The sequence below is a fragment of the Pseudokineococcus sp. 5B2Z-1 genome (assembly GCF_037482305.1).
GTDB lineage: Bacteria > Actinomycetota > Actinomycetes > Actinomycetales > Quadrisphaeraceae > Pseudokineococcus.
In genome coordinates this window covers 61066-86703 of sequence record NZ_JBBHZG010000002.1, presented here as the reverse complement: position 1 = coordinate 86703, position 25638 = coordinate 61066, and the positions used below count along the sequence as shown (strand labels likewise).

Annotated in this window: 20 protein-coding genes; 8 read left to right on the top strand and 12 right to left on the bottom strand. The window is 75.5% G+C overall.

Features of this window, described 5'->3' with window-relative positions; all coding sequences use genetic code 11:
- Positions 1-79: 79 nt before the first annotated feature.
- Entirely contained in the window at positions 80-1216 is a 1137-nt protein-coding gene (locus WDV85_RS04650; protein ID WP_339569515.1) for a LacI family DNA-binding transcriptional regulator, read from the bottom strand.
- A gap of 216 nt (positions 1217-1432) precedes the next feature.
- Here WDV85_RS04650 and WDV85_RS04645 point away from each other — a divergent pair, with 216 nt between their 5' ends.
- Both WDV85_RS04645 and WDV85_RS04640 read left to right on the top strand, forming a co-directional pair.
- On the top strand, positions 1433-3238 hold the full coding sequence (locus WDV85_RS04645; RefSeq protein ID WP_339569514.1) for a glycoside hydrolase family 15 protein: 1806 nt from the start codon (positions 1433-1435) through the stop codon (positions 3236-3238).
- Positions 3239-3242: 4 nt separating this feature from the next.
- Positions 3243-4091 carry a triose-phosphate isomerase gene (locus tag WDV85_RS04640; protein WP_339569513.1) on the top strand — a complete coding sequence of 283 codons (849 nt, stop codon included), beginning with the start codon at positions 3243-3245 and terminating at the stop codon, positions 4089-4091.
- A 6-nt stretch (positions 4092-4097) separates the two neighbouring features.
- On the opposite strand, the gene WDV85_RS04635 is transcribed toward WDV85_RS04640, so the two are convergent.
- Complete coding sequence (locus WDV85_RS04635) at positions 4098-5039, bottom strand: AEC family transporter (protein ID WP_298990175.1); 942 nt, start codon at positions 5037-5039, stop codon at positions 4098-4100.
- Between the two features lie 210 nt (positions 5040-5249).
- On the opposite strand from WDV85_RS04635, the gene WDV85_RS04630 reads away from it, so the two are divergent.
- The 4 genes from WDV85_RS04630 (at position 5250) to WDV85_RS04615 (ending at position 12717) form a co-directional block, all read left to right on the top strand.
- Positions 5250-6170 carry a sugar phosphate isomerase/epimerase family protein gene (locus WDV85_RS04630; protein ID WP_445263220.1) on the top strand — a complete coding sequence of 307 codons (921 nt, stop codon included), beginning with the start codon at positions 5250-5252 and terminating at the stop codon, positions 6168-6170.
- Between the two features lie 96 nt (positions 6171-6266).
- Complete coding sequence (locus WDV85_RS04625) at positions 6267-10241, top strand: glycoside hydrolase family 2 TIM barrel-domain containing protein (protein ID WP_339569511.1); 3975 nt, start codon at positions 6267-6269, stop codon at positions 10239-10241.
- Between the two features lie 176 nt (positions 10242-10417).
- Positions 10418-11653 carry a hypothetical protein gene (locus WDV85_RS04620; RefSeq protein ID WP_339569510.1) on the top strand — a complete coding sequence of 412 codons (1236 nt, stop codon included), beginning with the start codon at positions 10418-10420 and terminating at the stop codon, positions 11651-11653.
- Between the two features lie 227 nt (positions 11654-11880).
- A complete protein-coding gene (locus WDV85_RS04615; RefSeq protein ID WP_339569509.1) occupies positions 11881-12717 on the top strand; it encodes a bacteriorhodopsin in 837 nt (278 codons plus the stop codon).
- 62 nt (positions 12718-12779) lie between these two features.
- Here the strand turns inward: WDV85_RS04615 and WDV85_RS04610 are convergent, their stop codons facing one another.
- Complete coding sequence (locus WDV85_RS04610; RefSeq protein WP_339569508.1) at positions 12780-14192, bottom strand: MFS transporter; 1413 nt, start codon at positions 14190-14192, stop codon at positions 12780-12782.
- A 46-nt stretch (positions 14193-14238) separates the two neighbouring features.
- Between WDV85_RS04610 and WDV85_RS04605 the strand changes: the two genes are divergently transcribed.
- Positions 14239-15423 (top strand): MalY/PatB family protein, encoded by a 1185-nt coding sequence (locus WDV85_RS04605; RefSeq protein ID WP_339569507.1) that lies wholly within the window; start codon positions 14239-14241, stop codon positions 15421-15423.
- A 61-nt stretch (positions 15424-15484) separates the two neighbouring features.
- Here the strand turns inward: WDV85_RS04605 and WDV85_RS04600 are convergent, their stop codons facing one another.
- From WDV85_RS04600 to WDV85_RS04575, 6 genes are read right to left on the bottom strand one after another with little or no spacing between them, the layout of a single operon-like run.
- A complete protein-coding gene (locus WDV85_RS04600; RefSeq protein WP_339569506.1) occupies positions 15485-16303 on the bottom strand; it encodes a carbohydrate ABC transporter permease in 819 nt (272 codons plus the stop codon).
- Between the two features lies 1 nt (position 16304).
- Complete coding sequence (locus WDV85_RS04595) at positions 16305-17306, bottom strand: carbohydrate ABC transporter permease (RefSeq protein WP_445263203.1); 1002 nt, start codon at positions 17304-17306, stop codon at positions 16305-16307.
- Position 17307: 1 nt separating this feature from the next.
- Positions 17308-18546 carry a sugar ABC transporter substrate-binding protein gene (locus WDV85_RS04590; protein WP_339569504.1) on the bottom strand — a complete coding sequence of 413 codons (1239 nt, stop codon included), beginning with the start codon at positions 18544-18546 and terminating at the stop codon, positions 17308-17310.
- A 31-nt stretch (positions 18547-18577) separates the two neighbouring features.
- Complete coding sequence (locus WDV85_RS04585) at positions 18578-19510, bottom strand: DUF6807 family protein (protein WP_339569503.1); 933 nt, start codon at positions 19508-19510, stop codon at positions 18578-18580.
- Positions 19507-20682 (bottom strand): Gfo/Idh/MocA family protein, encoded by a 1176-nt coding sequence (locus WDV85_RS04580; RefSeq protein ID WP_339569502.1) that lies wholly within the window; start codon positions 20680-20682, stop codon positions 19507-19509. The genes WDV85_RS04585 and WDV85_RS04580 overlap by 4 nt, the downstream gene beginning before the upstream one ends.
- A complete protein-coding gene (locus WDV85_RS04575; RefSeq protein WP_339569501.1) occupies positions 20679-21530 on the bottom strand; it encodes a sugar phosphate isomerase/epimerase family protein in 852 nt (283 codons plus the stop codon). Before WDV85_RS04575 ends, WDV85_RS04580 begins: the two co-directional genes overlap by 4 nt.
- A 257-nt stretch (positions 21531-21787) precedes the next feature.
- Here WDV85_RS04575 and WDV85_RS04570 point away from each other — a divergent pair, with 257 nt between their 5' ends.
- Positions 21788-22792: a helix-turn-helix transcriptional regulator gene (locus WDV85_RS04570; RefSeq protein WP_339569500.1), complete on the top strand. Its 1005-nt coding sequence runs from the start codon at positions 21788-21790 to the stop codon at positions 22790-22792.
- Between the two features lie 8 nt (positions 22793-22800).
- On the opposite strand, the gene WDV85_RS04565 is transcribed toward WDV85_RS04570, so the two are convergent.
- From WDV85_RS04565 to WDV85_RS04555, 3 genes are read right to left on the bottom strand one after another with little or no spacing between them, the layout of a single operon-like run.
- Positions 22801-23598, bottom strand: a complete 798-nt coding sequence (locus WDV85_RS04565; RefSeq protein ID WP_339569499.1) for a DeoR/GlpR family DNA-binding transcription regulator — start codon at positions 23596-23598, stop codon at positions 22801-22803.
- Positions 23595-24800: an N-acetylglucosamine-6-phosphate deacetylase gene (locus tag WDV85_RS04560; protein WP_339569498.1), complete on the bottom strand. Its 1206-nt coding sequence runs from the start codon at positions 24798-24800 to the stop codon at positions 23595-23597. Before WDV85_RS04560 ends, WDV85_RS04565 begins: the two co-directional genes overlap by 4 nt.
- Positions 24797-25555 (bottom strand): glucosamine-6-phosphate deaminase, encoded by a 759-nt coding sequence (locus WDV85_RS04555; RefSeq protein WP_339569497.1) that lies wholly within the window; start codon positions 25553-25555, stop codon positions 24797-24799. Before WDV85_RS04555 ends, WDV85_RS04560 begins: the two co-directional genes overlap by 4 nt.
- Between the last annotated feature and the right edge of the window lie 83 nt (positions 25556-25638).

Sequence of the window (25638 nt, the reverse complement as noted above, 5' to 3'; positions counted from 1 at the left end):
TCGTCGTGCTGCGGTCCCTGCGGTCGTGCGGTCGTGCGGTCCTGCGGTCGCGCGGCCCGGCGCTGCCGGGCCGGGCTCGTCACGTCGGCGGGCGACCACCCCCGGCGGCGCGGGGGGCCGGGCCCGTGCTGCTGCGGACCCGGAGCTCCACCGGCACGACGTCGAGGCGCGGCTCGTCGCCGGTCCCCGCCGGCGCCTGGCCCTCGACGAGCTCGACGAGGCTCGCCACGGCCCGCTCGCCGACGAGGGCGAGGTCCTGGCGCACCGTCGTCAGCGGCACGGGCAGGTACTCCGCCTCCGGCACGTCGTCGAAGCCGACGAGCGAGACGTCGTCCGGCACGGACAGCCCCGCCTCGGCGAGCGCACGCATCGCGCCCACGGCCATGTGGTCGTTGGCGGCCACGAGGGCGGTCACCCTCCCGGCCGGCTCGCGGGCGAGCAGCTCGCGGGTCGCCTCGTACCCCGAGCGGGCGCTCCAGTCGCCGCGCACCGGCTCGACGACGGGCAGGCCGCGGGCCTCGACGGCGGCGCGCCACGTGCGCTCGCGCACCAGCGCGCTGCGCCACGTGGTCGGCCCGGCCAGGTGGCCGATGCACCGGTGCCCGAGGGCCACGAGGTGCTCGACCGCCTCCTCGACGCCGCCGACCTGGTCGGCGTCGACCGTCCAGGTCCGCTGGCCCTCGTGCGCGGAGCGGGCCGCGGCGACGACGGGCGTGCCGGCGAGCGGGCCGCGCAGGGCGCGGGTGTCGAAGTAGGGCTCGACGAGGACGACGCCCTCGGCGCCGAGCTCGAGCGCCCGCTCGACGCCGCGGAGCACCTCGTCGGCCTCCCCCGACTCGGTCGAGACGACGACGACGCCGTAGCCGCTCGCCTGCGCCGCCCGCTCGAGGCCCATGACGTGCTGGGAGACCCCGTAGAGGGCCGACCGGAGGCCCACGACGCCGATGACGTGCGTGCGACCGCGGACGAGCGCGCGGGCGGCGGCGTTGCGGCGGTAGCCGAGCTCGTCGACGGCGCGGCGGACCCTCTCCCGCACCTCGGGGCGCACGTGCGCCGAGCCGTTGAGCACGCGCGAGACCGTCTTCTGGCTGACGCCCGCGGCGCGCGCGACGTCGGTCATGACGACCACGGGGGCGCGTCGCTCCCCGGAGGGCGGGCCGTCGACCACCGCGGGAGCCGGCGTCGCCGCGGCTCCGGGGTCGGTCGTCGTCATCATGCCGCCTCACGTTGACTGCGCTGTCACGGTGCCTGCGGCCTGAACCGTAGAGCGCTCCTGACTACGCAGTCAACGGGTGTCGGCGTCACGAGCCCGGTCACATCGGCGCGTGCACGGGGACTGACCGGGACGGACCGCGGCGATCGGGCGGGGAGGCGCGGCGCCACGAGCCGTGGCCTCTCCTGGGTCCGCCCCCGCTCAGGCCATGCTGGGGCGGTGGACGAGCGCTACCTGCCCATCGAGGAGCACGGCGTCATCGGCGACCTGCGGACGGTCGCGCTCGTCGGCACCGACGGCACGATCGACTGGTACTGCCCCTCGCGGTTCGACGCGCCGTCGCTCTTCGCCTCGCTGCTGGACGCCGACCGCGGGGGCTCCTTCCGCCTCTCGGCCCGTGCGGGCGCCCGGCCCAAGCAGCTGTACCTGCCCGACACGAACATCCTGCTGACCCGCTACCTCACGCGGGACTCGGTCGGCGAGGTCGTCGACTTCATGGTCCCCGAGACCAGCGACGTCGCCGCCGCGCGCGACCTCGTCGTTCGGCGCGCGACCGCGGTGCGCGGCATGACGACCTTCGACCTCGTGTGCCGCCCGGCCTTCGACTACGGCCGCGTCCCGCACGAGGTGCGGCTCGTCGACGACATCGGCGCGGTCTTCAGCTCCTCGGCCGGCGACTTCGTCCTGCGGACGTCGGCGCCCCTGCGCGTCACGGACGACGGGCGCGGCGTCGAGGCCGTCTTCCGCGTCGAGGAGGGCGACCAGGTCGACGTCGTCCTCGAGTGGCGCGGCGTCGTGCGCCCGCTCGCGCTGCACGAGACCGACGACCTCTTCACGCGCACGAGCGACTACTGGCAGCGCTGGGTCTCCGGCTCGCGCTACCGGGGGCGCTGGCGCGAGATGGTCCAGCGCTCGGCGCTGACGCTCAAGCTGCTCGTCTACCACCCCACCGGCGCCCTCGTCGCCGCCCCGACGACGTCGCTGCCCGAGCAGCTGGGCGGCGCGCGCAACTGGGACTACCGGTACGCGTGGCTGCGCGACGCCGCCTTCACGGTCTACGGCCTCATGCGCCTGGGCTTCCTCGACGAGGCCGCCGCGTTCATGGACTGGATCAAGGAGCGGTGCGAGGCGGCGTCCCTCGAGCACGACGTCATGATCATGTACGGGATCGACGGCAGCGAGGAGCTGCCCGAGACCGTGCTGGAGCACTTCGAGGGCTACCGCGGCTCGCGGCCCGTGCGCATCGGCAACTCGGCCGTGACCCAGCGCCAGCTCGACGTCTACGGCGAGGTCATGGACTCCGTCTACCTCTACAACCGCCAGGTCCCCATCAGCTACGACCTGTGGACGACCCTCGGGCACCGCCTCGACTGGCTCGCCGAGCACTGGCAGGAGCCCGACGAGGGCGTGTGGGAGGTCCGCGGCCCGCGCCAGCGCTTCACCTACTCGGCGCTCATGACGTGGGTGGCCTACGACCGGGCCCTGCGGGTGGCGCGCGACCGCGGCCTCCCGGCGCCGACCGAGAAGTGGCGCAAGATCGCCAACAAGGCGCACCGCTTCGTGCAGGAGGAGTGCTGGGACCCCGACCTCGGGGCCTACGCCATGCACCCGGGCAGCCGGCTGCTCGACGCCTCCGTGCTCGTCATGCCGCTCGTGAAGTTCGCCGGGCCGACCGACCCGCGCTTCCTGTCGACCCTCGACCGCATCGGGGACGAGCTCGTCGCCGACTCCCTCGTGTACCGGTACGCCATCACCGGGCACGACGGGCTCGACGACGACGAGGGCACCTTCAACCTCTGCTCGTTCTGGTACGTCGAGGCGCTCACGCGCGCCGGCCGCCTCAAGGAGGCGCGCATCGTCTTCGAGAAGATGCTCACCTACTCCAACCACCTCGGGCTCTACGCCGAGGAGATCGGCCCCTCGGGCGAGGCGCTCGGCAACTTCCCGCAGGCCTTCACCCACCTCGCGCTCATCTCCGCCGCCGTGAACCTCGACGCCGCGCTCGACCGGCAGCGGGAGCGCTGAGCCCGTGGCGCCGCAGCCGTCCGCCCCCGACCGCACCGCCGCGCCTCCCGTCCCCCTGCCCCCGCGCGGCACCCGCTGGGTGGGGACGAGCTGGAAGATGACGAAGACGCGCGCCGAGGGCCTGGCGTGGGCGCGCGGCCTCGTCGACGGCCTGGCCGCGCGCGGGCGCGAGCCCGGCGCCGGCGCGGGGCCGGGCGTGCCGCAGGTCTTCGTCGTCCCGCCGGCCACGGCGCTGGCCGAGGTGTCCGCCCTGCTCGCCGAGCGCGCCCCTCACGTGCTCGTCGGGGCGCAGGACGCCCACTGGGAGGACGAGGGGGCCTGGACGGGCGAGCTGTCCGTGCCGCAGGTCGCGGACGCGGGCGCCCGCCTCGTCGAGGTGGGCCACTCGGAGCGGCGGGAGCACTTCGGCGACACCGACGAGCGCGTCGCCCTCAAGGTCCGCGCCGTCCTGCGGCACGGGCTCGTGCCGCTGCTCTGCGTCGGCGAGACCACGGCGGTGCGCTCCTCGGGGCGGCACGCCGAGCACGTCGCCGACCAGGTGCGCAGCGCCGTCGACGCACTCGAGCCCGCGGCCGCGGCCCGCGTCGTCGTCGCCTACGAGCCCGTCTGGGCCATCGGCGCCGCCGGCCGGCGGGCGCGACCCGAGGAGGTCGCGGAGGTCGTCGAGCCGCTCGTCGCCGAGCTCGGCGACCGGGTGGCCGGCGTGCTCTTCGGGGGCTCGGTCGACGTCGCCGGCGCACCGGACCTGCTGTCGGTCCCGGGCGTCGACGGCCTCTTCGTCGGCCGCGCGGCGTGGGACGTCGAGGGCTTCCTGCGCCTCGTCGACGTCGTCACCGGCACCACCAGCCGCTGACGGCCCTCACCCGAGCAGGGCGGCCAGGCCGACCATGACGGGGACGGAGACGAGCGTCGTCGTCGAGACGGCGTCGCGCGCCGCGAGCAGCGCGCTGCCCGGGCCGGGGCCGGTGTCGTAGCGGGCCGCGACCACGAAGACGTTCTGGGCCGCCGGCAGCGCCGAGATGACGGCCGCAGCGAGGACGTCCCCGGGCGCCAGTCCCAGGACGGGGCCGGCCACGAGCAGGGCGACGCCGGGCTGCACGAGCGTCTTGAGCACCGTGATGACCGCCAGCTCGGGCGCCGACGTGCCGCGCCCGGGCAGCGGGCCGAGCCGCAGGGAGACGCCGAAGGCGAGGAGCATCGTGGGGACCGCCATGCCGGCGACGAGGTCCAGCGGCGCCCCCAGGGCCACCGGGAGCCGCAACCCGGTGAGGTTGAGCGTGAGACCGGTGAGCGCCCCGACGGTGATGGGGTTGCGCACCGGCGTCGTGAGGAGCCGGAGCGCCGAGGGGCGCCGCTCGGCGGCGGCGCGGTCCAGCAGGGCGAGCGCGACCGGCTGCAGGACGAGCATCTGCAGCAGCAGTACGGGGGCCATGAGCGCGGCGTCGCCGAGGACGTACGCCGCCACCGGCAGCCCGAGGTTGCCGGCGTTGACGTAGCCGGTGCAGAGGGTGCCGACGACCCCGCCCGCGAGGTCCCGGCGGAAGACCCAGCGGGCGAGGCAGGCGTAGGTGGTCGCCGTGACGACCACCCCCGCGGCGATCGCGGCGACGTAGCCGGTGAACAGGCGCGAGACGTCGGCGTCGGCGAGGACGACCACCATGAGCGCGGGGCTCGCGACCGTGAAGGCCACGCGGGACAGGACGCGCCGCCCGGCCTCGTCGACGACGCGCAGGTGCGCCACGAGGGCGCCCGCGGCGATGACGAGCAGGATCGTCGCGAAGCCGTCGACGACGCCCTGCACCCGTGCTCCCCCCGCTCGACGCCGACCCGGTCCGGGAGCCTAGGGGCGCACCGGCGGCCGGTCTGGGAGGGTCGCCACCGGGGGCGCCCGTCCGCACCCAGGTGGCCCCGCCCGCCCGCCCGTCCGCCCGACGCACCCGGAGGCACCGTGGCCCTGCAGCAGGCACGCACCACCCCGACCGGCCCGGAGGACTGGCCCATCGCCGCCGCGATGATCCAGTACCCGGGCACGCTCCCCGACGGCACCTCGGTGCAGGACCAGAGCGCCGAGGAGTGGGCGCTCGCGCTCGGCGACGTCGCCGACGCGGGCTTCGACTGCGTCGACCCGACCGAGTCCTGGCTGCGCATCGGGGACCTCTCGCCGGAGCGCCTGCGGGAGTTCCAGGACGTCGTCGCCGACCTCGGCCTGCGCGTGCCGGCGGTGTCCTCGGCCCGCCGCAGCCCGGTGGACCCCGAGCACGGCGAGGAGCACATGGCGACGCTGCACCGCGGCATCGACGCCGCGGCCGCCGTGGGCGCCGAGGTCTTCAACGTCGGCTTCTTCCGGGCGCTGCTCCCGGCCCAGCAGCGCGCCCTGTGGTTCTGGACCGCGCAGGGCCCCGTCGACGCCGGCCCGGACGAGGACCCGGAGACCTACCGCCTCGCCGTCGACCGGGTGCGCGAGCTCGGCCGCCACGCGGCGGAGAACGGCCTCGTCCTGTCGCTGGAGATGTACGAGGACACCTACGTCGGCACCGCCGACGGCGCGGTCCGCCTCGTCACCGACGTCGACCTGCCCGAGGTGGGCCTCAACCCCGACCTCGGCAACCTCCAGCGCCTCCACCGGCCGGTCGAGCGCTGGACCGAGATGGCGGCGAAGGTGCTGCCGCACACGAACTTCTGGCACGCGAAGAACTACCTGCGCACCGAGGACGAGACCACCGGCGCCATCAGCACCGCCCCGGCGCCGCTCGAGACCGGCGTCATGAGCTACCGGCAGATGCTCGCCGACGCCGTCGCGCTCGGCTTCCGCGGTCCCATCACGTGCGAGCACTACGGCGGCGACGGCCTGTCGGTCAGCGCCCGCAACCGCGACTACCTGCGCGGGCTCCTCGGCACGCGGCGCATCCGGGGGATGCTCGCCGGCGGCTGAGCGCCGGCCGCCCGGGGGGCGGCGCGACGGGCCGGTCCCGGCGTCCGCGCCGACGGACCGGCCCGTCGCGTGCTCGGGGCATGTACCGTGACATCGGTGTCAGAGCGGACATCCCTCCCAGCCCTGCGGCGGGCGCGCGTGCGCCGTCCGTCCACCCTCGTGTCGCTCGCCCTCGGCGCCGGCCTCGTCGCGGGGCTCGTGCCCGGCGCCCCGGCCACGGCCACCGAGCCGACGCCCTGGTCGGGGACGCCCGGCGTCTTCCAGGAGGGGCGGCTGCCCGCGACGGCGCGCACCGTCCCGCTGACGAGCGCCGGCGCGGCCCTGCAGGCGCCCGACCTGCTCACCGCCGAGGAGCGCTCGCGCTGGATGCGCTCGCTCGACGGCACCTGGGCGTTCCGGTGGTCCCCGAGCGCCGACGCGGCGCCCGAGGGCTTCGAGGCCCCCGGCTACGACGACCGCGGCTGGGACCGGGTGTCCGTGCCGCACGACTGGCAGATCGACGGCTACGGCGAGCCGGGCACGGGCGACATCGTCTACCTCAACCAGGAGCACCCCTGGCAGGGGTACGGCCGCATCGCCCCGCCGCAGACCCCGACGCAGGGCGCCTCCGTGGCCACCTACCGCCGCGACGTCCTCGTGCCGGGGCGCTGGGAGGGCCGGCGCAGCGTCCTGGCCTTCCAGGGCGTCAAGTCCGCCTTCACCGTGTGGGTCAACGGCGAGCGCGTCGGCTACAGCGAGGACAGCTACGCGCCGGCCGAGTTCGACGTCACCGACGCCCTCCACCGCGGGCGCAACACCGTCGCCGTCGAGGTGCACCGCTGGTCGGACGGGTCCTGGCTGGAGGACCAGGACATGATCGACCTGTCCGGCATCTTCCGGAGCGTCGAGCTGTACTCCACACCGCTGGTCCACCTCGACGACCAGGCCGTGCGCACCGACCTCGACGACGACCTCGACGACGCCGTCCTCGCGGTCGACGCCCGCGTCACCGCGGCGCCCGGCGCCGCCGCCGCGGGCACCCGCCTGCGCTCGACCCTCCACGGCCCGGACGACCGGACGGTCGCCACGACGACCACCGACGTCGAGGTCGCCGCCGGCGGGGCCGCCGACGTCGTCGTCGCGATGGACGTCGACTCCCCCGCCCTGTGGACCGCCGAGACGCCGACGCTCTACACGCTCGTCCACGAGCTGCTCGACGCCCGCGGCCGCGTCGTGGAGACCACCGCGACGCGCGTGGGCTTCCGCGAGTTCGGCGTCGTCGACGGCGTGATGACGCTCAACGGGCAGAAGCTCGACATCAAGGGCGTCAACCGCGGTGAGATGCACCCCGACACCGGCCAGGCGCTGACCCTCGAGCAGATGCGCGAGGACCTCGTCCTCATGCGGCAGCACGGCATCACCGCGGTGCGCACCTCGCACTACCCCGCGCACCCCGCGCTGTACTCGCTCGCCGACGAGATCGGCCTGTACGTCATGGACGAGGCGAACCTCGAGACGCACGACATGCGGCCCTTCCCGGGGGACGCGCCCGACTGGTACGACGCGGTCTTCGACCGGGTCCGGAGCATGTACGAGCGGGACAAGAACCACCCCTCGGTCCTGTGGTGGTCCATGGGCAACGAGGTCGGCTCCGGCCCGGTGTTCCAGGACATGGCCGCGTGGTTGAAGGAGGAGGACCCGGGCCGTCTCCTGCACTTCCAGCAGGACAACTCCCTCGCCGACGTCGACGGCTTCTTCTACCCGCCGCTGTCGCAGCTGCAGCAGCGCGTCGACCGGGGCGGCGGCAAGCCCTGGATCATGAGCGAGTACGAGCACTCCATGGGCAACAGCACCGGGAACATCGCCGAGTACTGGGAGCTGGTGGACTCCGACCCCGAGCTGCAGGGCGGCTTCATCTGGGACTGGGCCGACCAGGCCGTGCGGCTGCCCGTCGACGGCGGCGTCGACGCGCTGCCCGTCGAGCCCGGCACGCCCGAGGAGGACACCTACTTCTCCTACGGGGGCGACTGGGGCGACTACGCCACGGACGGGTGGTTCGAGGTCAACGGGCTCGTGCTGCCCGACCGCACGGTGCAGCCCGAGCTCCTCGACGTCGCCGCCGTCTACGCGCCGGTGGAGGTCGTCGAGGAGGACCTGGCCGCCGACGCCGGGCCGCGCGTGCGCCTGCGCAACGAGCACGTCGCCACGGACCTCTCCGAGCTCGACGCCACCTGGGTGCTGCGGGAGGACGACGAGGTCGTCGGCACCGGCGACCTCGACGTCGCGCTGGCGCCCGGCGCGGAGGGCTGGGTCGACCTGCCCGTCGCGGCGCCGCAGGACCCGCCGCCCGGGGCGCAGTACTGGCTGACGGTGTCCTTCGCCCTGCCGGAGGCCACCGCCTGGGCGCCGGCCGGCCACGAGGTGGCCTCGACGCAGCTGCGGATGCCGTGGACCGCTCCCCCGGCGCCCGACCTGCTGGCCACTGGCAGCGGGACCGAGGAGGGTGCCCAGGAGGGGGAGCTGGCGGTCGCCGACGACGAGGCGCAGGTGCAGGTGGCCGGCGACGGCTTCACCGTCGCCGTCGACAAGGCCACCGGGACCATGACGTCCTTCACGCACGAGGGCCGCGAGCTGCTCGAGCAGGGCCCCGTGCCCGACTTCTGGCGGGCCCCCACGCAGAACGACGTCGAGAACGGCCTGGCGTCGCGGGCCGCGCCGTGGCGGGACGCCGGCGCCGACCGCGAGATCACCTCGGTCGACGTCCGCCGCGCCGGCGACGGGGCGGTCCAGGTGCAGGTCGAGGGGACGCTGCCCACGCCGAGCCGGCCGCAGTTCCGCCTCGGCTACCTCGTGCTCGCGAGCGGCGACGTCGTCGTCCGCAGCACCTCGGCGGCCGAGCCCGCCCTGTCCGAGGTGCCGGCCGTCGGCACCGTCATGGACCTGCCCGCCGACCTCGACCAGCTCACCTGGTACGGGCGCGGCGAGCACGAGACGTGGACCGACCGCCACGACGGCGCCCGCATGGGCCGCTGGAGCGGGGACGTCGCCGACCAGTTCTTCCCGCAGGTCGTGCCCCAGGCCACGGGCAACCACACGGGCGTGCGGTGGGCCAGCCTCACCGACGCCGCGGGCGCCGGGCTCATGGTCTCCGGCGAGGACCTCGAGGTGACCGCGCTGCACCAGGGCGAGGCGGCGATCGAGGCGGCGGCCCACCCGTTCGAGGTGGCGGCCGACGACGTCGTGCACCTCACCGTCGACGGCCGCCAGACCGGCCTCGGCAACAGCTGGACCGACGCGGCGCTGCCGCAGTACACGGTCAGCGCCGACGAGCCGCGCTCGGTCTCCTACGTCCTGCGCGGCGTCGGCCCGGGCGACGACCGGACCGCCCTCTCGCGCCGCTCGGTGGACCTCGACCTGCTGGCCGACCTGCGGGTCGACGGCGAGACCGTCGCCGGGTTCCACCCCGACGTCACCGACTACGTCCTGACGTCGTCCAGCGCGCTGGCGGGCGACGCGCCGGTGGTCGAGGCCGTGCCCGCGTCCGACGACGTGGACGTCAGCGTCGAGCAGGCCGCCGGCCGGCCGGGCGTCGCCGTCGTCACGGCGCGCAGCGCCGACGGGGTGCTCGAGACGACGTACGAGGTGCGCTTCGAGGTCGTCGACGAGCTGCCCCTCAGCGACATCAGCTGGGAGTCGGCGGTCGTCGGCTACGGCACCCCCGGCCGCGACGTGACGATCGAGGGCCAGCCGATCCAGCTGCTCACCGAGGACGGCGTGACGACCTTCGCCGAGGGCCTCGGCGTCCACGCCGAGGCGCGGATCGAGTACGACCTCGAGCCGTGGGACTTCGACACGTTCACCTCCCTCGTCGGCGTCGAGCAGCACGCGGCCCGCGACGGGCGGCGCTTCGTCTTCGCGGTCGAGCTGGACGGGCAGGAGGTGTGGACCTCGCCCGTCATGACGCGCGGGACCCCGGCCGTGCCGGTGGAGGTCGACCTCGGCGACGCCACCGACCTGGCGCTGGTCCTGCGCACGGCCGGTGACGGCATCGGCCACGGCCACGGGGCGTGGGGGGACCCGCTGCTCTCCTAGCGCGGGTCAGGCGGCACGGGGCCCGGTCGGCGAAGGGTCGACCGGGCCCTCGCGCGTCCGAGCATCGGCCGGCTCGGCGGTACCCGGGGGACCGCCGAGCCAGCCGCAGCGACGTCCCGACGCGCCGGGCCGTTCACCCGCTCAGGTGAACGGCCCGGCGTGCCGATGCGCCCGGTATGAGCCGTGACACCCGCTCCCGCGCCGCCGCACCGTCGCGGCGGTCGTGCACCTTCTCGCCGCTCCTCGTCGCCCCGGGCGACGAGGAGCGGTGGGCCGTGGACCGGTCGTGTCCCGAGGTCGCCCTCCCGCCGGTCGACGCCCTCCCCCCGGTCGAGGCGCCCACGCGCCCGGTCCAGGCGACGGAGGCCCTCCCCGAGCCCGCGGCCGCGCCGACGTCCGAGCCCTGCCGGACCGAGGGCTCTGTGCCGGTGCCCTCGCCGCGCCGGCCCGAGCCGGCCGCCGCCGCTCCCGCCGCCCCACCCGCAGCGGAGCCCGACGACGGCCCGCGGCCCTTCGGCACGCCCGGCACGCGCGAGCAGCGCCGGGACCCCGAGCTGCGCCGCGCCTTCGGGGCCCTGCTGCGCGACCTCACGGGCTCGGAGATCCTCACCCAGCAGGCCGTCACCCTCCTGCGCTCGGTCGTCGACCGCTCCACCGCGGGCTCCGGGACGGCGCCCGACGAGGACGCCGTCGCCGCCACCGCGCTGCTCGAGGACCTCGGCCGCGACCTCGCCGCCGCCCAGGCCCGGCTCGAGGAGGCCGAGGCCGCGCACCAGGAGGAGCAGCTCGAGCGCGCCCTCGCCGAGCAGGCGCGCCTGGAGGCCGAGCGCCGCCTGCGCGAGCTCCAGCGGCGCGTCCAGCGCAGCGGCGTCGAGATCGACGCCTGGTCCACCGCGCCCGCCGACGAGGACGAGGCCGTGCCCGCGACGACGGCCGAGCTGCTGGAGCGGCTCGCGGCCGGCCGCCTCGCGCGCGTCGTCTTCACCGGCGACCCGGCCCGGGCGCTCGAGCTCGACGACGTCGTCCACACGGGCCTGCACGTGCAGCGCACCTGGGAGGCCCTGCTGGCGCTGCGCGACTACGCCGCGGCGAAGGCCGACGGGTCCGTGGACAGCGACGTGCAGGGCTACCTCGAGCGCACGCCCGACGGGATGTGCTCGTGGCCCGCCGGCCGGCACGCGCGCGGCGAGAGCTCGACCGTCCAGAACGACCCGCGCCTGCGGGCGCCGCGGCTGCTGCCCGTGCCGGTGGAGGTGGACCCCTCCGGGCGCGCGCCGATGTGGGCGCACATGAAGCTGCTGAGCCTCGGCCAGACCAGCCCGCGCCTGCACTACCTCGACGACACCCGGCGCAGCGGCCGGGTCTACGTCGGCTACGTCGGGCGCCACCTGCCCAACACCCAGACCAGCTGACCCGGGGCCCACCGGCCGGGGTGGCTGCACGAGGACGCCTTCTACGCCGTCCGCGTGCAGCCACCCGCGCCCCGCGCCCGTCAGGGCCTTCGCGTCACGGTCTCGTCACGTCGGGCCCGCAGGCCCCTGCTGGCGCTGCAGCTCCCGACCGACCGTCCCATGCTCGGCAGCACCGCCCGGTCGCAGCCCGCGCCGGCGACCACCCGCCCCCGCCGGACGGAGCCGCCGTGAACGCCGAGAACCAGTTCTCGTACAACTTCTTCCAGTACTCGATCGTCGACCACGTCTTCACCTTCGGCTACGCCGCGATGGCGGCCGGCCTCGTGTACTTCCTCGTCACGAGCAAGAACGCCCTGCCGCGCTACCGGCTGGCGTCGTCGCTGTCGGCGGTCGTCATGGTGTCGGCCTTCCTGGAGCTGCTCGTCATCTCGCTGCAGTGGCAGCGCACCTTCGTCTGGGACGGCAGCGCCTACGTCGTCGGCGACCAGCTGTTCTCCAACGGCTTCCGCTACATGAACTGGTCGATCGACGTCCCGGCGCTGCTCGTGCAGCTGCTCGTCGTCGTCGGCGTCACGGGCGTGGCCTTCCGGCGGGGCGTCGTGATCTTCGTCGCCGCGGGCCTCGCGATGGTCTACACCGGCTACGTCGGGCAGTTCTACGAGGTCGACCGCTCGGCGCCCTTCTGGGTGTGGGGCGCCGTCAGCACCGTCTTCTTCGCGGTGATCCTCCTGGTCGTCTTCCGCACCACCTACGGCAACGCGAGCCGGCTGCCCGAGGAGGTCCGCCCCCTCGTCAAGGCGGTGTTCTGGCTCCTCGCCGTCACGTGGATGCTCTACCCCGGCGCCTACCTCATGCCGGCGATCTGGGACTCGGCCGACGGCGTCGTGGCCCGGCAGATCACCTACACGGTCGCCGACGTCACCTCGAAGGTCGTCTACGGCGTCCTGCTCGGGATCATCGCCCAGCGCATCAGCCGTCTCGAGGGCTACGGCGAGGCCCGCGCCCAGCAGGCGACCGCGCTGCGGGGCGGGGTCACCGAGGTCGACCCGCCCGGGCGGGTCTGAGCTCCTCCCGCTGAGGTCCTCCCGCCGAGGTCCTCCCACGGGCTCTTCCCGCCGGCCGGCTCTCAGGGGCGGGCCGGCGGGCGCGTCCCCGCCCGACCGCGCGCGGCGGCGGCGAGGACGACGGCCGCCGGCACGAGCAGCGCCGCCCCGAGGACGTTGACGGCCTCGAAGCCGCCGAGCGCCAGCACCGGCCCGGCGAGGGCGGCGGCGAGCGCGCCCGCGTAGCTCATGCCCGCGTCCGCGGCCCCCTGCAGGGGCAGGCGCACGGGGTCGGGCGTCGCGGCGAGCAGCGACGACGCGGAGATCGTCGCCGCCGACCACCCGAGGCCCAGCAGCACGAGCGCCGCGGCGGTCAGCGCGTGGCCCCCGCCCGCCAGGGCGCTGACGAGGCCGAGCGCGGTCGCGGCGCCGAGGACGGCGACGCCGAGCGCCGCCGTCCGGCGGACGCCCCAGGCGTCGGCGAGCCACCCGAAGAGCGGGCTGAGGACGTACATGCCGGCGATGTGCACGCTGATGACGAGACCGACGACCTGCAGGGACGCGCCCTCGTGCCGCATCGACAGCGGCGTCATCGTCATGACCATCACCATCACGCCGTGCGCCGTCGCCAGGAGCAGGAGCCCGGCGCGCGCCGCCGGGTCGCCGGCCGCCCACCGCAGCGCCGCCCGGGCGCCGACCACCGCCGACCTGCCGGTGGCGCGCTCCCTGGCGTCGGCCTCCACGGCCGGCGCCTGCGCCCCCGCGGCGGTCACGGCCGGGGCCGTCGGCGCACCCGCCGCCGGGGGCGCCCCGGGGGCGGGCGCTCCAGGGCCGGGCGCTCCGGGGGCGGGCACGGCGTCCGGCCGAGCCCGGTAGGCGACGGCGACGACGAGCGCCGCGAGCGCGAAGGCAGCCCCGGAGAAGAGGTAGGGGCCCGCCAGCGCGGGCAGCCCCAGCGCCTCCCCGAGCCGGCCGCCCGCCGGCGCGAGGTTCGGCCCGGCGACCGACCCCACGGTCGTCGCCCACACGACGACGGCGATGGTGCGCCCCCGCCGGCGCGCGGGGACGCCGTCGGCCGCGGCGTAGCGCGACTGCAGCCCGGCCGCCTGCGCGACGCCGAAGAGCACCAGCCCCGTGACGAGCAGGAGCAGCGACGCCGTCGCCGCGCCGACGAGGACGCCCGCCGTCCCCACGCACGCGACGCCGTAGCCCACGGGCAGCGACCAGCGGCGCCCGCGCCGCGCCGCCAGCCGCGCCAGGGGCACGGCCGCGACGGCGGCGCCGAGGACGCCGACGGCCTGCCCGAGCCCGGCCGCGCCCGTGCCCGCGAGCTGCTCCACGAGCAGCGAGCCCACCGCGATGCCCGACGCGACGCCGACGCCGCCGAGGAGGTTGGTCGCGACGAGCGACCCGACGCGGCGGCCCTCGCCGACCGGTCCGCCGCCCGTCGCCGGCGTCGCCCCGGGCGCCCGTCCGGCCTCCACGTCCTCGGTCATGGTCGGATGCTCCCGCACGTCCGCCCGCGCGCACCGGAGGTCGACCGTGACGAGCCCCGCCCGCACCGACGCCCGGCGCGGCGTCGACGACCTCACCCTCGAGGAGCTGCGCGCCCGCGGCGGGCTGAAGTGGACGCACTTCCCCGACGCGATCGGCGCCTTCGTCGCCGAGGGCGACCACGGCACGGCGCCCGCGGTGACCCGGGCGCTGCACGAGGCCGTCGACGCCGGCGCGCTCGGCTACCTGACGCCGGCCCGCCAGCGAGCGATGGCCGAGGCGTGCGCGGCGTGGACGGCGTCCCGCTACGGCTGGGAGGTGCCGCCCGAGCGCGTGCGACCGCTGGGCGACGTCCTCGCCGGGCTGCAGGCCGCCGTCGAGCACTTCTCGCGGCCCGGGTCGGCCGTCGTCGTGCCGACGCCCGCCTACATGCCCTTCCTCACCCTGCCGCGGGCGCTGGGCCGCGAGCACGTCGAGCTGCCCATGGCCCGCGACGGCGGCCGCTGGGTCTACGACCTCGACGCGCTCGACGCCGTCCTCGCCGCCGGCGCCGGCCTGCTCGTGCTCTGCAACCCGCACAACCCCGTCGGCCGCGTCCTCGAGCGCGCGGAGATGACGGCGATCACCGAGGTCGTCGAGCGCCACGGCGCCCGCGTGCTCTCCGACGAGATCCACGCCCCGCTCGTCTACTCCGGGCACCGGCACGTGCCCTACGCGTCGACGTCGGAGGCGGCCGCCCGGCACACCGTGACGGCGACGTCCGCGTCGAAGGCGTGGAACCTGCCAGGCCTCAAGTGCGCGCAGCTGCTGCTGTCGAGCGACGCGGACGCGGAGCGCTGGGAGGAGGTCGGCGCCGTCCTCGAGCACGGCGCCTCGACGCCCGGCGTGCTCGCGGCCACGGCCGCCTACGCCGAGGGCGGGGCCTGGCTCGACGAGGTGCTCGCCCACCTCGAGGGGACCCGCGACCTCCTCGCGGACCTCGTCGCGGAGCACCTGCCGGGCGTCGTCATGGCACCCGTCGAGGGCACCTACCTGGCGCTGCTCGACTGCCGCGCGCTCGACCTCGGGCCCGCGCCCGCGGCCTTCTTCCGCGAGCGCGCCGGCGTCGCGCTCACCGACGGCGCCGCGTGCGGACGGGCCGCCGAGGGCTCCGTCCGGCTCACCTTCGCGATGCCCCGGCCGCTGCTCGAGCGGGCCGTGCGGCAGATGGGCGAGGCGCTGCGAGGCCGCTGATCCGCACGACGGTCGGACGCGGTCGGGGACGAGAGCCACCGCACGGTGCCGAGCGCTGGCCTCATTTGACCGCCCCGCCCGTGACCCCGGCCGCGATGTACTTCTGGGCCAGGACCAGCAGCACGGCGGCCGGGATGCTCGCGAGGGTCGCCGTCGCCATGAGCGCGCTCCAGCTCTGGGTGTGGGCCCCGATGAACTGGTACATGCTCAGCGTGATGGGGGTCACCTCCGACCCCGTCGTCAGCGTCAGGGCGAAGAGGAAGTCGCTCCACGCGAACAGGAAGGCGAAGACCCCCGCGGTCACGAGGGCGTTGCGGCTGAGCGGCAGCACGATCGAGGCGAAGACCCGAGGCTCGCTCGCGCCGTCGATCTTGGCGGCCTCGACGAGCGAGGTGGGGATGTTCGCCATGAACGAGCGCATCAGCAGCACGCAGAAGGGCACGCCCAACGAGGCGTCCGCGAGGACGAGCCCCAGGTAGCTGTTGACGAGCCCGAGGCCGTTGTAGAGCGAGAAGAGCCCGTTCGCGATGACGATGCCCGGGATCATCTGCGTGATCACCAGGGCGATCACGACGAGCGCCCCGCCCGGTAGCCGGACGGACGAGCGCGAGAGCCCGTAGGCAGCTGGGGCGGCCACCGCCAGGCAGACGACCACCGCCCCGAGCGCGACGGCGAGGCTCGTCCCGAGGTTGCCGAGCTGGGAGCCGAGCGCCTCGCGGTAGCCGCTCAGGTCGAGGTCGACGGGGAACCACGCCGTCGTCAGGAGGTTCTCGCTGCCCTGCAGCGACGTGTTGACCATCCAGTAGACGGGGAAGAGGAGCACGGCGACGACCACGACGCCGACGCCCGTCCGGAGCGGTGAGGTTCGTGTCCGGTCCATGTCAGCCCGCCAGGTCGCTGGTGCGTCGGTTGGCCCGCAGCTGCAGGCCGGCGACCAGCAGCGAGACCACGATGAGGACGTTGCTCAGAGCAGCGCCCGCGCCGAAGTCGAAGTTGGTGAAGGACAGCTCGTAGGCCTGCGTCGCGTAGGTCTGCGTCGCTCCGCCGGGGCCCCCGCCGGTCAGCGCGAGGACGATGTCGAGGACCCGCACGGTGTAGATGAAGCCCAGCATCAGCACGATGACCACGACGGGGCGCAGGAGCGGCCAGGTGATCGACCAGAAGGCGCGGGCCCCGGTGGCCCCGTCGAGCGACGCGGCCTCGTAGAGGTCACCGGGGATCTCCTGGAGGCCGCCGTAGAGGATCACCATGACGAAGGGGATCCCGATCCACACGTTGACGAGGATCACGGAGTAGAGCGCGACGTCCGGGTCCGTGAGCCAGCCGACCCCGGAGAGCCCGACCGACTCGAGGACCTGGTTGAGCACCCCGTTGCTGGCCTCCATCATCCGGCGCCACACCGCCGCGCTGATGATGAGGGGCAGCAGCCACGGCAGCAGGAGCAGCGCCCGCAGCAGGCCGTTCAGCCGGAAGGTGCGGTTGAAGAACAGTGCGAGGGCGAGCCCGATGACGAACGTGGAGGCCAGCGAGCCGAAGGTGAACACCGCCGTGTTGGCGGTGACCCGGCCGAAGTAGTCGGCCGTGAGGACCTGGGCGTACTTGTCGAGGCCCACGAACGGAGCCTCCCCCGTGTAGAAGGTCGCCGTCGTGTAGTCGCGGAAGCTCATCGACACGTTGTTGACGACGGGTGTCGCGAAGAACGCCAGCATGTAGAGGACGGCCGGGAGGACGAAGGCCCACATCGTCCAGCGGTGCCGGCGCGCCATGCTGCCCCGCCGTCGGTGCCCGTCACCGGCGCGCGGCCGGGCCGGGCTGCCTGCCGTCGCCGGTGCCGTCGGCCCGGCCCCGGTGGTCCTCGCCACGTCGGTCTGGGTGCCGGGCATCTCAGCCGTCCACCCGGGCCTGCGCGGACGCCAGGGCCGCCTCCACGTCGGACTGGCCCGTGATGGCCTCCTGGATGGCCTGCGACAGGGCGGCGTTGACGTCGGGCCAGGCGAGGCCGGCGTCGTTCGTCAGGGACTGCGCGCCCGTGACCGTCTCGACGATGGACGCCATCTCCGGCCGCTGCTCGGCCAGCTCCTGGGCGGCGTCGGCCGAGCTGGGCACCGTGTTGTCGTCCAGCGCCATCTCCAGCTGGGTGTCCGGCTCGCTCATGCACGCCACCACCGACGCCGCGGCCGCCTCCCGCTCGGGGTCCGTGCGGGGGACCGTCCACAGCTCACCCCCGAGCGGGGCCGTCCCCTCCCCGCCGGCCTCGGGCACCGGGATGGTGGTGCTCGCCCACGCCAGGCCCTCGGTCTCCTCCAGGCTGGGGATCTGCCACGGGCCGTTGATCATCATGGCCGCCTCACCTGCGGCGAACTGGTCCTTGGCGTCGGCCTGGGACCAGTTGACCGCCGACGCCGACACGTACCCGTCGCGCGCCAGGCCGGTGTAGAAGTCGAGCGCCTCGACGGCCTCGGGCGCCGTCAGGTCGAGCATGGATCCGCCGTTGGACCACAGGAAGGGCACGAAGGTCCACGTTCCCTCTGTGCCGCTCGCCGCGGAGTAGGCCAGGCCGTAGCGGTCCGGGGTGGTGAGGGCGGCGGCAGCCTCCTCCAGCTCCGTCCAGGTGGTCGGCACGGCGACGCCCGCCTCGTCCAGGAGGGTCTGGTCGTAGAAGAGAACGAGCGTGTTGACCGTCGGGGCGAGCCCGTACAGCTCGTCCTCGTACTCACCGGCGCCGAGCACGGACGGCAGGGTCCCGCTGGTGTCCACGTCGAGGTCGGTCAGCGGGGTCAGCGCCCCCGTGGTGGCGAACTCCGGCAGGTCCGGGTTGTTGACCATGAGCACGTCGGGGAGCTCCTGCGTCGAGATCTGCTGCAAGACGCGGGCGTTGTACTGCGGTGACGGCACGCTCTCGTGGTCGACGACCGCGTCGACCTCGGCGGCGCAGGCGTTGAGGCGCTCCTCGGTGTTCGAGTGCGACGGCTCGTCGGTGAAGTAGTCCAGGGCGGTGAGGGTGAGCGGCCCGTCGCCGGAGCCGGACCCGCCGCCCGAGGGCGAGGAGCCGCAGGCGGTCAGGAGGGCCAGGGGGAGGCAGAGGGCCGCCACCGTGGCAGGGCGTCGCAGGGTCGTCGTCATCGTCGACTGTCCTCTCGGGTCTCGCGTGGGTTCAGCGCGCAGATCGGGTCGATGCTGCGTAGTGGTCGTGCGCCAAGGAGAGCTGGTCGTCGGGCACCGGCCCGTCGAGGACGAGGGCTCGCGTCCGCACCCTCAGGAGCTCGCCGTCCTCGAGCACCCGCTCCTCGTGCATGAGCGGCGCCGTCGCGAGGAAGCCGAAGGCGTCGACCGCCGACGCCGCGTACACCGGCGACGGGAACCCGGGGTTGCCGGGGTGGTCCAGGAGGGCGACGGCGCCGCGCGCCGGCCGCTCGGGCTCGTCCGTGCCCGCGCCGTCCACGCACCCGCCGTAGATGGACCAGGCGGCGCGCTGGCCGTGGACGGCGGCGGTACCGGCACGGCCACCGGCGGCGGCGACCTCCTCGCCGGCGGCCATGGCGCGGGCGGCGCGGTAGCTGAGGCCGGCGTACCCGCCCCAGCTCGTCTGCGGCCACGGGGTCGCCGACAACGTGAGCCCCCGGAGGGCCGTCCACGTCTGGTCCCAGTCCAGCGCCCACCCGCCCTCGACGCCGCTGTCGAGCGTCGCGGTCAGGGTCCGGTCCTCCGCGAGGAGCACCTCGCCGGTCGCGTCCTCCCGCCAGGACAGGTGCTCCACGACCCGGACGCCGTCCTGCGCGGGCACCACCTCGTGCTGGTCCACGACGCTGCGGCCGAGGCCGGCGCGGTTGCCGCCGTAGCCGAGATGGTCCTCCCAGAAGAGGACGTCGTCGACGAACTTCCACGACCACCACAGCCCGTGGTGCCAGCGGTGGTCGTGCGGGGCGTGGTTGGTGAGGACCCCCCGGTGGGCGAGGGGTCGGAGCTCGTCGACGTAGGGGTGGTTGGCCTCGGGCCCCCAGCTCCACCGGGCCAGGGGCTGGCCCTCGGGCCCGACGAGGCGGCCGCGCGCGCTGCCGGTCTGCTCCCAGGTGATCGGCGGGCTCACGCGGGGGCTCCGGCCGAGGCCGGGAGCGGGGGCTCCCAGGTGGAGTACCCGTGCGACCACCCGGTGCCGTAGGCGGGGTCGTAGCGGTCACCGAGCACCTCGGCGAGCTCGACGACCCGCCGCTGCGCGCCGGAGAGGTAGGTGGCCTCCAGGACGGCCATCACGTGCAGGTTGTCCTGGAGCGAGCACAGCGGCGTGCGGCTGGCGGCCAGGGCCTGCCGCAGGTGCGCCATGGTGAGGCCGAAGGCGTGGGGGAACCACGTTCCCCGGGTGTGGGGGGCGAGGGAGCGCCGCTGGACCTCGCTGCCGCCGTCGACGCGCCGGGACACCACGACGTCGCCCTCGGGACGCCAGTCGACGAGGCCCGCCGGGCCCTGGACCCAGACCGCCTCGTCGCCGTGGCGGACGGGCTCGGTGCCGTAGTACGTCCCCGTGGACACCACGACGAGCTGCAGGCCGCTGGGGTAGCGCAGGGCGAGGTGCCCCCAGCCGTCGACGGTGACCCCCGGCTGGCTGACGTCGTGCCCCGTCATGGCGTAGACGGTCTCCGGCGGGCCGAAGAGCATCTGGAGGAGCCCGAGGTGGTGCACGGAGAGGCCCGCGGTCCACCACCTCTCGTCCCGCCCGAACCAGGGGTGGAAGTCGGTGTCGAACTGGTACTGGGCCACCAGCTGGGCGTAGGACGGCTCACCCACCACCCTGTCGTCGACGAGCGCCCGTCCGAGCGCGATCGCCGAGGGCGTGAAGCACATGTTCTGGTTCACCATGCCCACGACGCCCCCCGCCTCCGCCAGCTCCACGAGCTCGAGGGCCTCCGCGTAGCTCATCGCCAGCGGCTTCTGCACGAGGAAGGGCTTCCCCGCGGCCACCACCTGCTCCACGACCGGCAGGCGGGTCGGTCGGTGGTGGGGCGTGGCGAGGTCCACGACGCCGACGGCCGGGTCCGCGAGCAGCTCGTCGAGGCTGCCGTGCGCCGTCGCCGTCGGGGCGTCCTGCAGCAGACGGGCCCTGGCGGCCGGGTCGGGGTCGTACCCGGCGACGACCGGTTGGTCGTACAGCGCGTAGCCCGCGCGGTGGTGGACGGTGATGCCGCCCAGCCCCACTTGGCCGATGCCGAGGCGCTCGGCGCCCCCGTCCGCCGCGGCCGGCTGGGTCCTGACGGTGGTGGTCATCGGACCGCCCCCAGCTCCTCGAGGAACGAGGCGGAGGCGAGGACGTTGTCGTCGCCGGCGATCTCGAGGGTGGTGGCTCCGTCGAAGCCGGCGCCGACGAGGGCCTCGAAGACCCCGCGCACGTCGACCAACCCCTCGCCGAGCGGTGTCGTCGACATGCCGCAGCCGAAGACCTGGCCCCGGCGCTCCTCCCACTCCGCACCGAGGTCCTTCCAGTGCACGTGGCGGACGAGGCTCCCGAAGCGTCGGACGTACTCGACGGGGTCCGCCCCCCCGAGCCAGGCGTTGCCCGTGTCGAGGTTGAGGGCCAGCGCCGACGAGGCGGCGCGCTCGAGGATCTCCTCGACGACGTCGGGGTCACCGGTGCAGGGACCGTGGGGCTCCAGCAGGATGGTGACGCCGTGGTCCTCGGCGACCCGCAGCGGCTCGTGCAGCTTCTCGAGGACGCTGAAGACCGACTCCTCCCGTGAGAGGCCGCGGCCGAAGGGGGTCACCGGTTCGCCGTCCGTCGTGACGACGTGCTCGACGCCGATGGCGGCGGCCGAGCGCACGGCCTTGATGACCTCGCTCGTGCCGTACCGCCAGGGGGCGGCGGGGTCGAGCAGGTCGGCGTGCGCGCAGAACGAGGTGATGGTCAGGCCGCGGTCAGCGAAGAGCCGCCGCAGGTCGTGCGGGTTGGCGTCGAGGCTGGCGACGGCGCTGAAGCCGAAGTGGTTCCCCAGCACCGCGCCGTCGCTGGTGTCGGTGACGTCGGCGTGGTGGAAGCCCCAGTCCCTGATCCGGTCGAGCTGGTGGTCCAACGTCGAGAACGGGTCGACGAGGGCGAAGCATCCGACGGTGATGGCCACGAGCACTCCTTCGGGCTGCGAGGACGCTGCGGTGCGTCCCGGTCGGTGACCACCGTGGCGACCAGGGGGCCGGGTGTCGTCCAGACGCGTCCGCTGGCCGATGTCGAACAGGGGGAGTGCGCCCGGCGCCGCTCCGCCGGGCCCGGACGGCTCGCCGTGCCGGGGCGCGACCACCGCCCGCTCGTGACGCCGGCGTCGAGGGCGGCGCGGGCTACCATGGCGGCGACCGATCTCCGACAGGGGAGGTGCGCTGGGTCGTGAGCCGCGGGCGTGCGATGTTCACCGGTTCCGACGGCGCCTACCGGGCCGACCCGACCGCGCCCATGCGGCGCGCCGGCGCCCGGGGCGACATCGGGCTCTGGGCGTGGGGACGCCCGCCCTACCCGGGGGCAGCCCTCGCGGACGACGAGCTGGAGGGGATGCTCAGCGCCGGTCTCTGGGAGGTCGAGGCGCCGCAGGACTGGGGGTTGGACTGGCACCTCAACGAGGGGGTCGAGGTCACCTTCGTGACCCACGGCCGCGTCGGCTTCTCCAGCGGGGAGGACCAGCACGACCTCCAGCGGGGGTGGGTGACCGTGACGCGGCCCTGGCAGCGCCACCGGGTGGGCCTCCCCCACGTCCCCGCCTGCACCCTCGGCTGGTTCGTCCTCGACGTCGGGGCACTGCGCCCCAACCAGCCCTGGACGTGGCCGGGGTGGCTGCCGCTACCCGACCGCGAGCTCGCCCAGCTCACGGACCTCCTGCGAGGGCACGACCGGTGCGTCTGGCTCGCCAGCCCCGAGCTCGTGCGCGCGACCGAGCGCCTGGAGCGCACCATGCGAGCGGCCGGGCCCCGCACGGTCTCCCGCCTCGGACTGGGTGTGAGCGAGGTGGTGCTCGAGCTGCTGGAGGTCCTCGAGGGCGAGGAGCCCGAGCTGGACCCGTACTTCACCTCCACGGAGCGGACGGTGGACCTCTTCCTGCGCAGCCTGCGGTCGCGGCTCGATGAGCCCTGGACGGTCGACGACATGGCGCGCGAGTGCGGGATGGGGAGGACGAGCTTCGTCCACTACTGCCGCCTGGTCGCCAACACGAGCCCGATGGACCACCTGACCGGTCTCCGCGTGGAGCGCGCTCTCGAGCTGCTCACGACGACGGACGAGAGCGTCGCCGACGTCGCCATGAGGTGCGGCTTCTCCTCGAGCCAGTACTTCGCGACGGTCTTCCGTCGGCACTTCGACCGCAGCCCCAGCGAGGCGCGACGTGCCGGTGCTGGGGGGTGACCAGCTGGTCACCCCGCAGGCACCGCGATGACGACGCGTACCCCCGCCTCGGCCAGCGCGCCCGCCAGGGGCTCGTCCGGTGCGCGGTCGGTGACGAGCACGTCGACCCCCTCGAGCTCCAGGAGTCGCTGCGGGCCGGTCCGGCCGTGCTTGGCGGCGTCCGCGACGACGACCACGCGGTGGGCGGCCGCGGCGAGCGCCCGCCCGATGTCGGCCTCGCCGGCGTCGGCCGTCGTCGCGCCGAAGCGGGCGTCGACGCCCTCGACCCCCAGCACGGCGACGTCGAGGACGACCTCCTCCAGCGACCGCCGGGCGGCGGGCCCCGAGAGCTCGAGCGAGCGGTGGCGCACCGTCCCGCCGGTCATGACGACGCGGGCGTGCGGGCGCGCGGCGACCTCGACGGCGATCGTCAGGGCGTTGGTGACGAGCGTGAACCCGCGGCTGCCGTCGGCGGGCGACAGGCGGTCGGCGCGGGCGAGCGCCCGGGCCACCTCGGCAGTCGTCGTCCCGCCGTTGACGCCCACGACGTCGCCCACCGCGACGAGGGCGGACGCGGCCCGCCCGACGGCCTCCTTGGCCTCCGCCCGCACGGACGCCTTGTCGGCGAGCGGCCGCTCGTAGCCGCTGCTCGCCAGCACCGACGCCCCGCCGTGGGTGCGCACGACGAGGCGCTGCTGCGCCAGCGAGTCGAGGTCGCGCCGTGCCGTGGCGTCCGAGGTGCCCAGCTCCTCGCGCACGCGGGCGACGCTGACGTGCCCGTCCCGCGCGAGGAGCTCGAGGATCCGCTCGAGCCGCTGCTGCCTCACTCCGCCCCCCGGGCGGTCGGCCGGGAGACGGCGCGCCGGGCCGACGGGCGCACGGCGCGCACGGCGAGGTCCTCGTCGAGGAGCACGAGGTCCGCCGCCCGCCCCGGCGCGAGCGTCCCGACCCGGCCCCCCAGCCCCAGGGCGCGGGCGGGGACGGCGGTGGCGGCGTCGACGAGCGCGGGCAGCGGGAGGCCCGCCGCCGTCCCGGTGCGCAGGGCGCCCGCCAGGGTGAGCGTCGAGCCGGCGAGCGTCGTCGTGCCCTCGAGGACGGCCCGCCCGCCCTCGACGACGACGTCGAGCCCCCCGAGGCGGTAGCGCCCGTCCCCGCCGGCGGCCGCCGCCATGGAGTCCGAGACGAGCGCGACCCGGCCCGGCGCCGCCCGCAGGAGCACCGCGGCGACCGCCGGGTGCACGTGCTCGCCGTCGAGGACGATCTCGAGGACGACCCGCTCGTCGGCGCAGGCCGCCCCGACCGGCCCGGGCGCGCGGTGGTGCAGGCCGGGCATCGCGTTGAAGGCGTGGGTGAGCAGCCGCGCGCCGTCGGCGAAAGCGGCCGCCGCGTCGTCGGAGGACGCCTCGGTGTGGCCGACGGCGACGACGACCCCGGCGGCGGCGAAGGCGCGGACGGCCTCGCGCGCACCGGCCCGGCGCGGGTCGAGCGTCACGTGGCGCAGCGTCCCGCGGGCCACCCGCAGGAGGTGGGCGACCGCGGCGGGCGACGGGTCGACGAGCGCGCCGGCGTCGTGCGCGCCCTTGCGCTCCACGGCGAGGAAGGGCCCCTCGAGGTGGCTCCCCAGCAGCCCGGGCTCGTCGTCCACGAGGTCGGCGACCTCCGCCAGCCGCTCCGCGAGCGCGTCGACGTCGTCGGAGACGAGGCTGGCGACCCGCCGCGTCGTGCCGTGCTCGCGGTGCGCGGCGCCGGCCGCGAGGACGGCGCCCGGGCCGTCCTCGTGCGTGCTCCCGCCGCCGCCGTGCGTGTGGGCGTCGACCAGTCCCGCGACGAGCAGGGCCCCCTCGGCGTCGAGCACCTCGGCGCCGCGCGCGTGCTCGCGCCAGCCCCCGCCCGCGCCCCGCGCGACGACGAGCCCGTCCCGCGCCGCGACCCAGGCGTCCGGGTGGCGACCGTCGGCGTCGACGAGGACGGCCGAGCGGACGACGAGGTCGCCCACCGGCGGGCCGACGACGGAGCCCGCGGCGCTCACGCCGGCACCGGTCGGGGGCGCCCGGTGGTGCGCTGGTCGAGCAGGGACGCGGCCGCCGGGTCGAGCAGCACGAGGACGTCGTCGAAGGTCCGCAGCGCCGAGGCGGGGCAGTCGGTCGAGAGCTCCCCCTCGAGGGCGGCTCGCACGGCCGCGGCCTTGGCGGCGCCCTGGGCGAGGAGGACGTGGCGCCGTGCGGTGCCGATCGTCGCGACGCCCTGCGTGAGCGCGCGGCGGGGCACGTCCTCGGGCCGGTCGAAGAACCGGGCGTTGTCGGCGACCGTCCGGTCCGCGAGCTCCACGACGCGCGTGCGCGAGGCGAAGGAGGACCCCGGCTCGTTGAAGCCGATGTGCCCGGTGGCGCCGATGCCGAGCAGCTGGACGTCGACGCCGCCGCGCTCGGCCAGGGCCCGCTCGTAGTCAGCGCACGCGGCGTCCAGCTTCGCCGCTGCGCCGTCGGGCACGTGCACGCGGCGCGGGGCCAGCCCCAGCGGTGCGCGCACCTGCCGGTCGACCACCGCGGCGTAGGACTCCGGGTGCCCCGGCGGCAGGCCCACGTACTCGTCGAGCGCGAACACCTCGACGCCCTCCCAGCGCGCGCCCGCGGCGGCCAGCTCCTCGTAGACCCGCGCCGGCGAGGAGCCGGTGGCCACGCCCAGGGCTCCCAGCCGGCCGGCCGCCAGCTCCTCGAGCACGACGCCGGCGGCGCGGCGCGCGACCTCCTCGGCGGTGGCGAGCACCTCGACCTCGAGCACCACGGGCGCTCCTTCCGGACGGCGGGACGGGCGGACGATCACTCCAAGTCGATCGAGGGCAGGCGAGCGGTTCTGAGCGTAGCGCT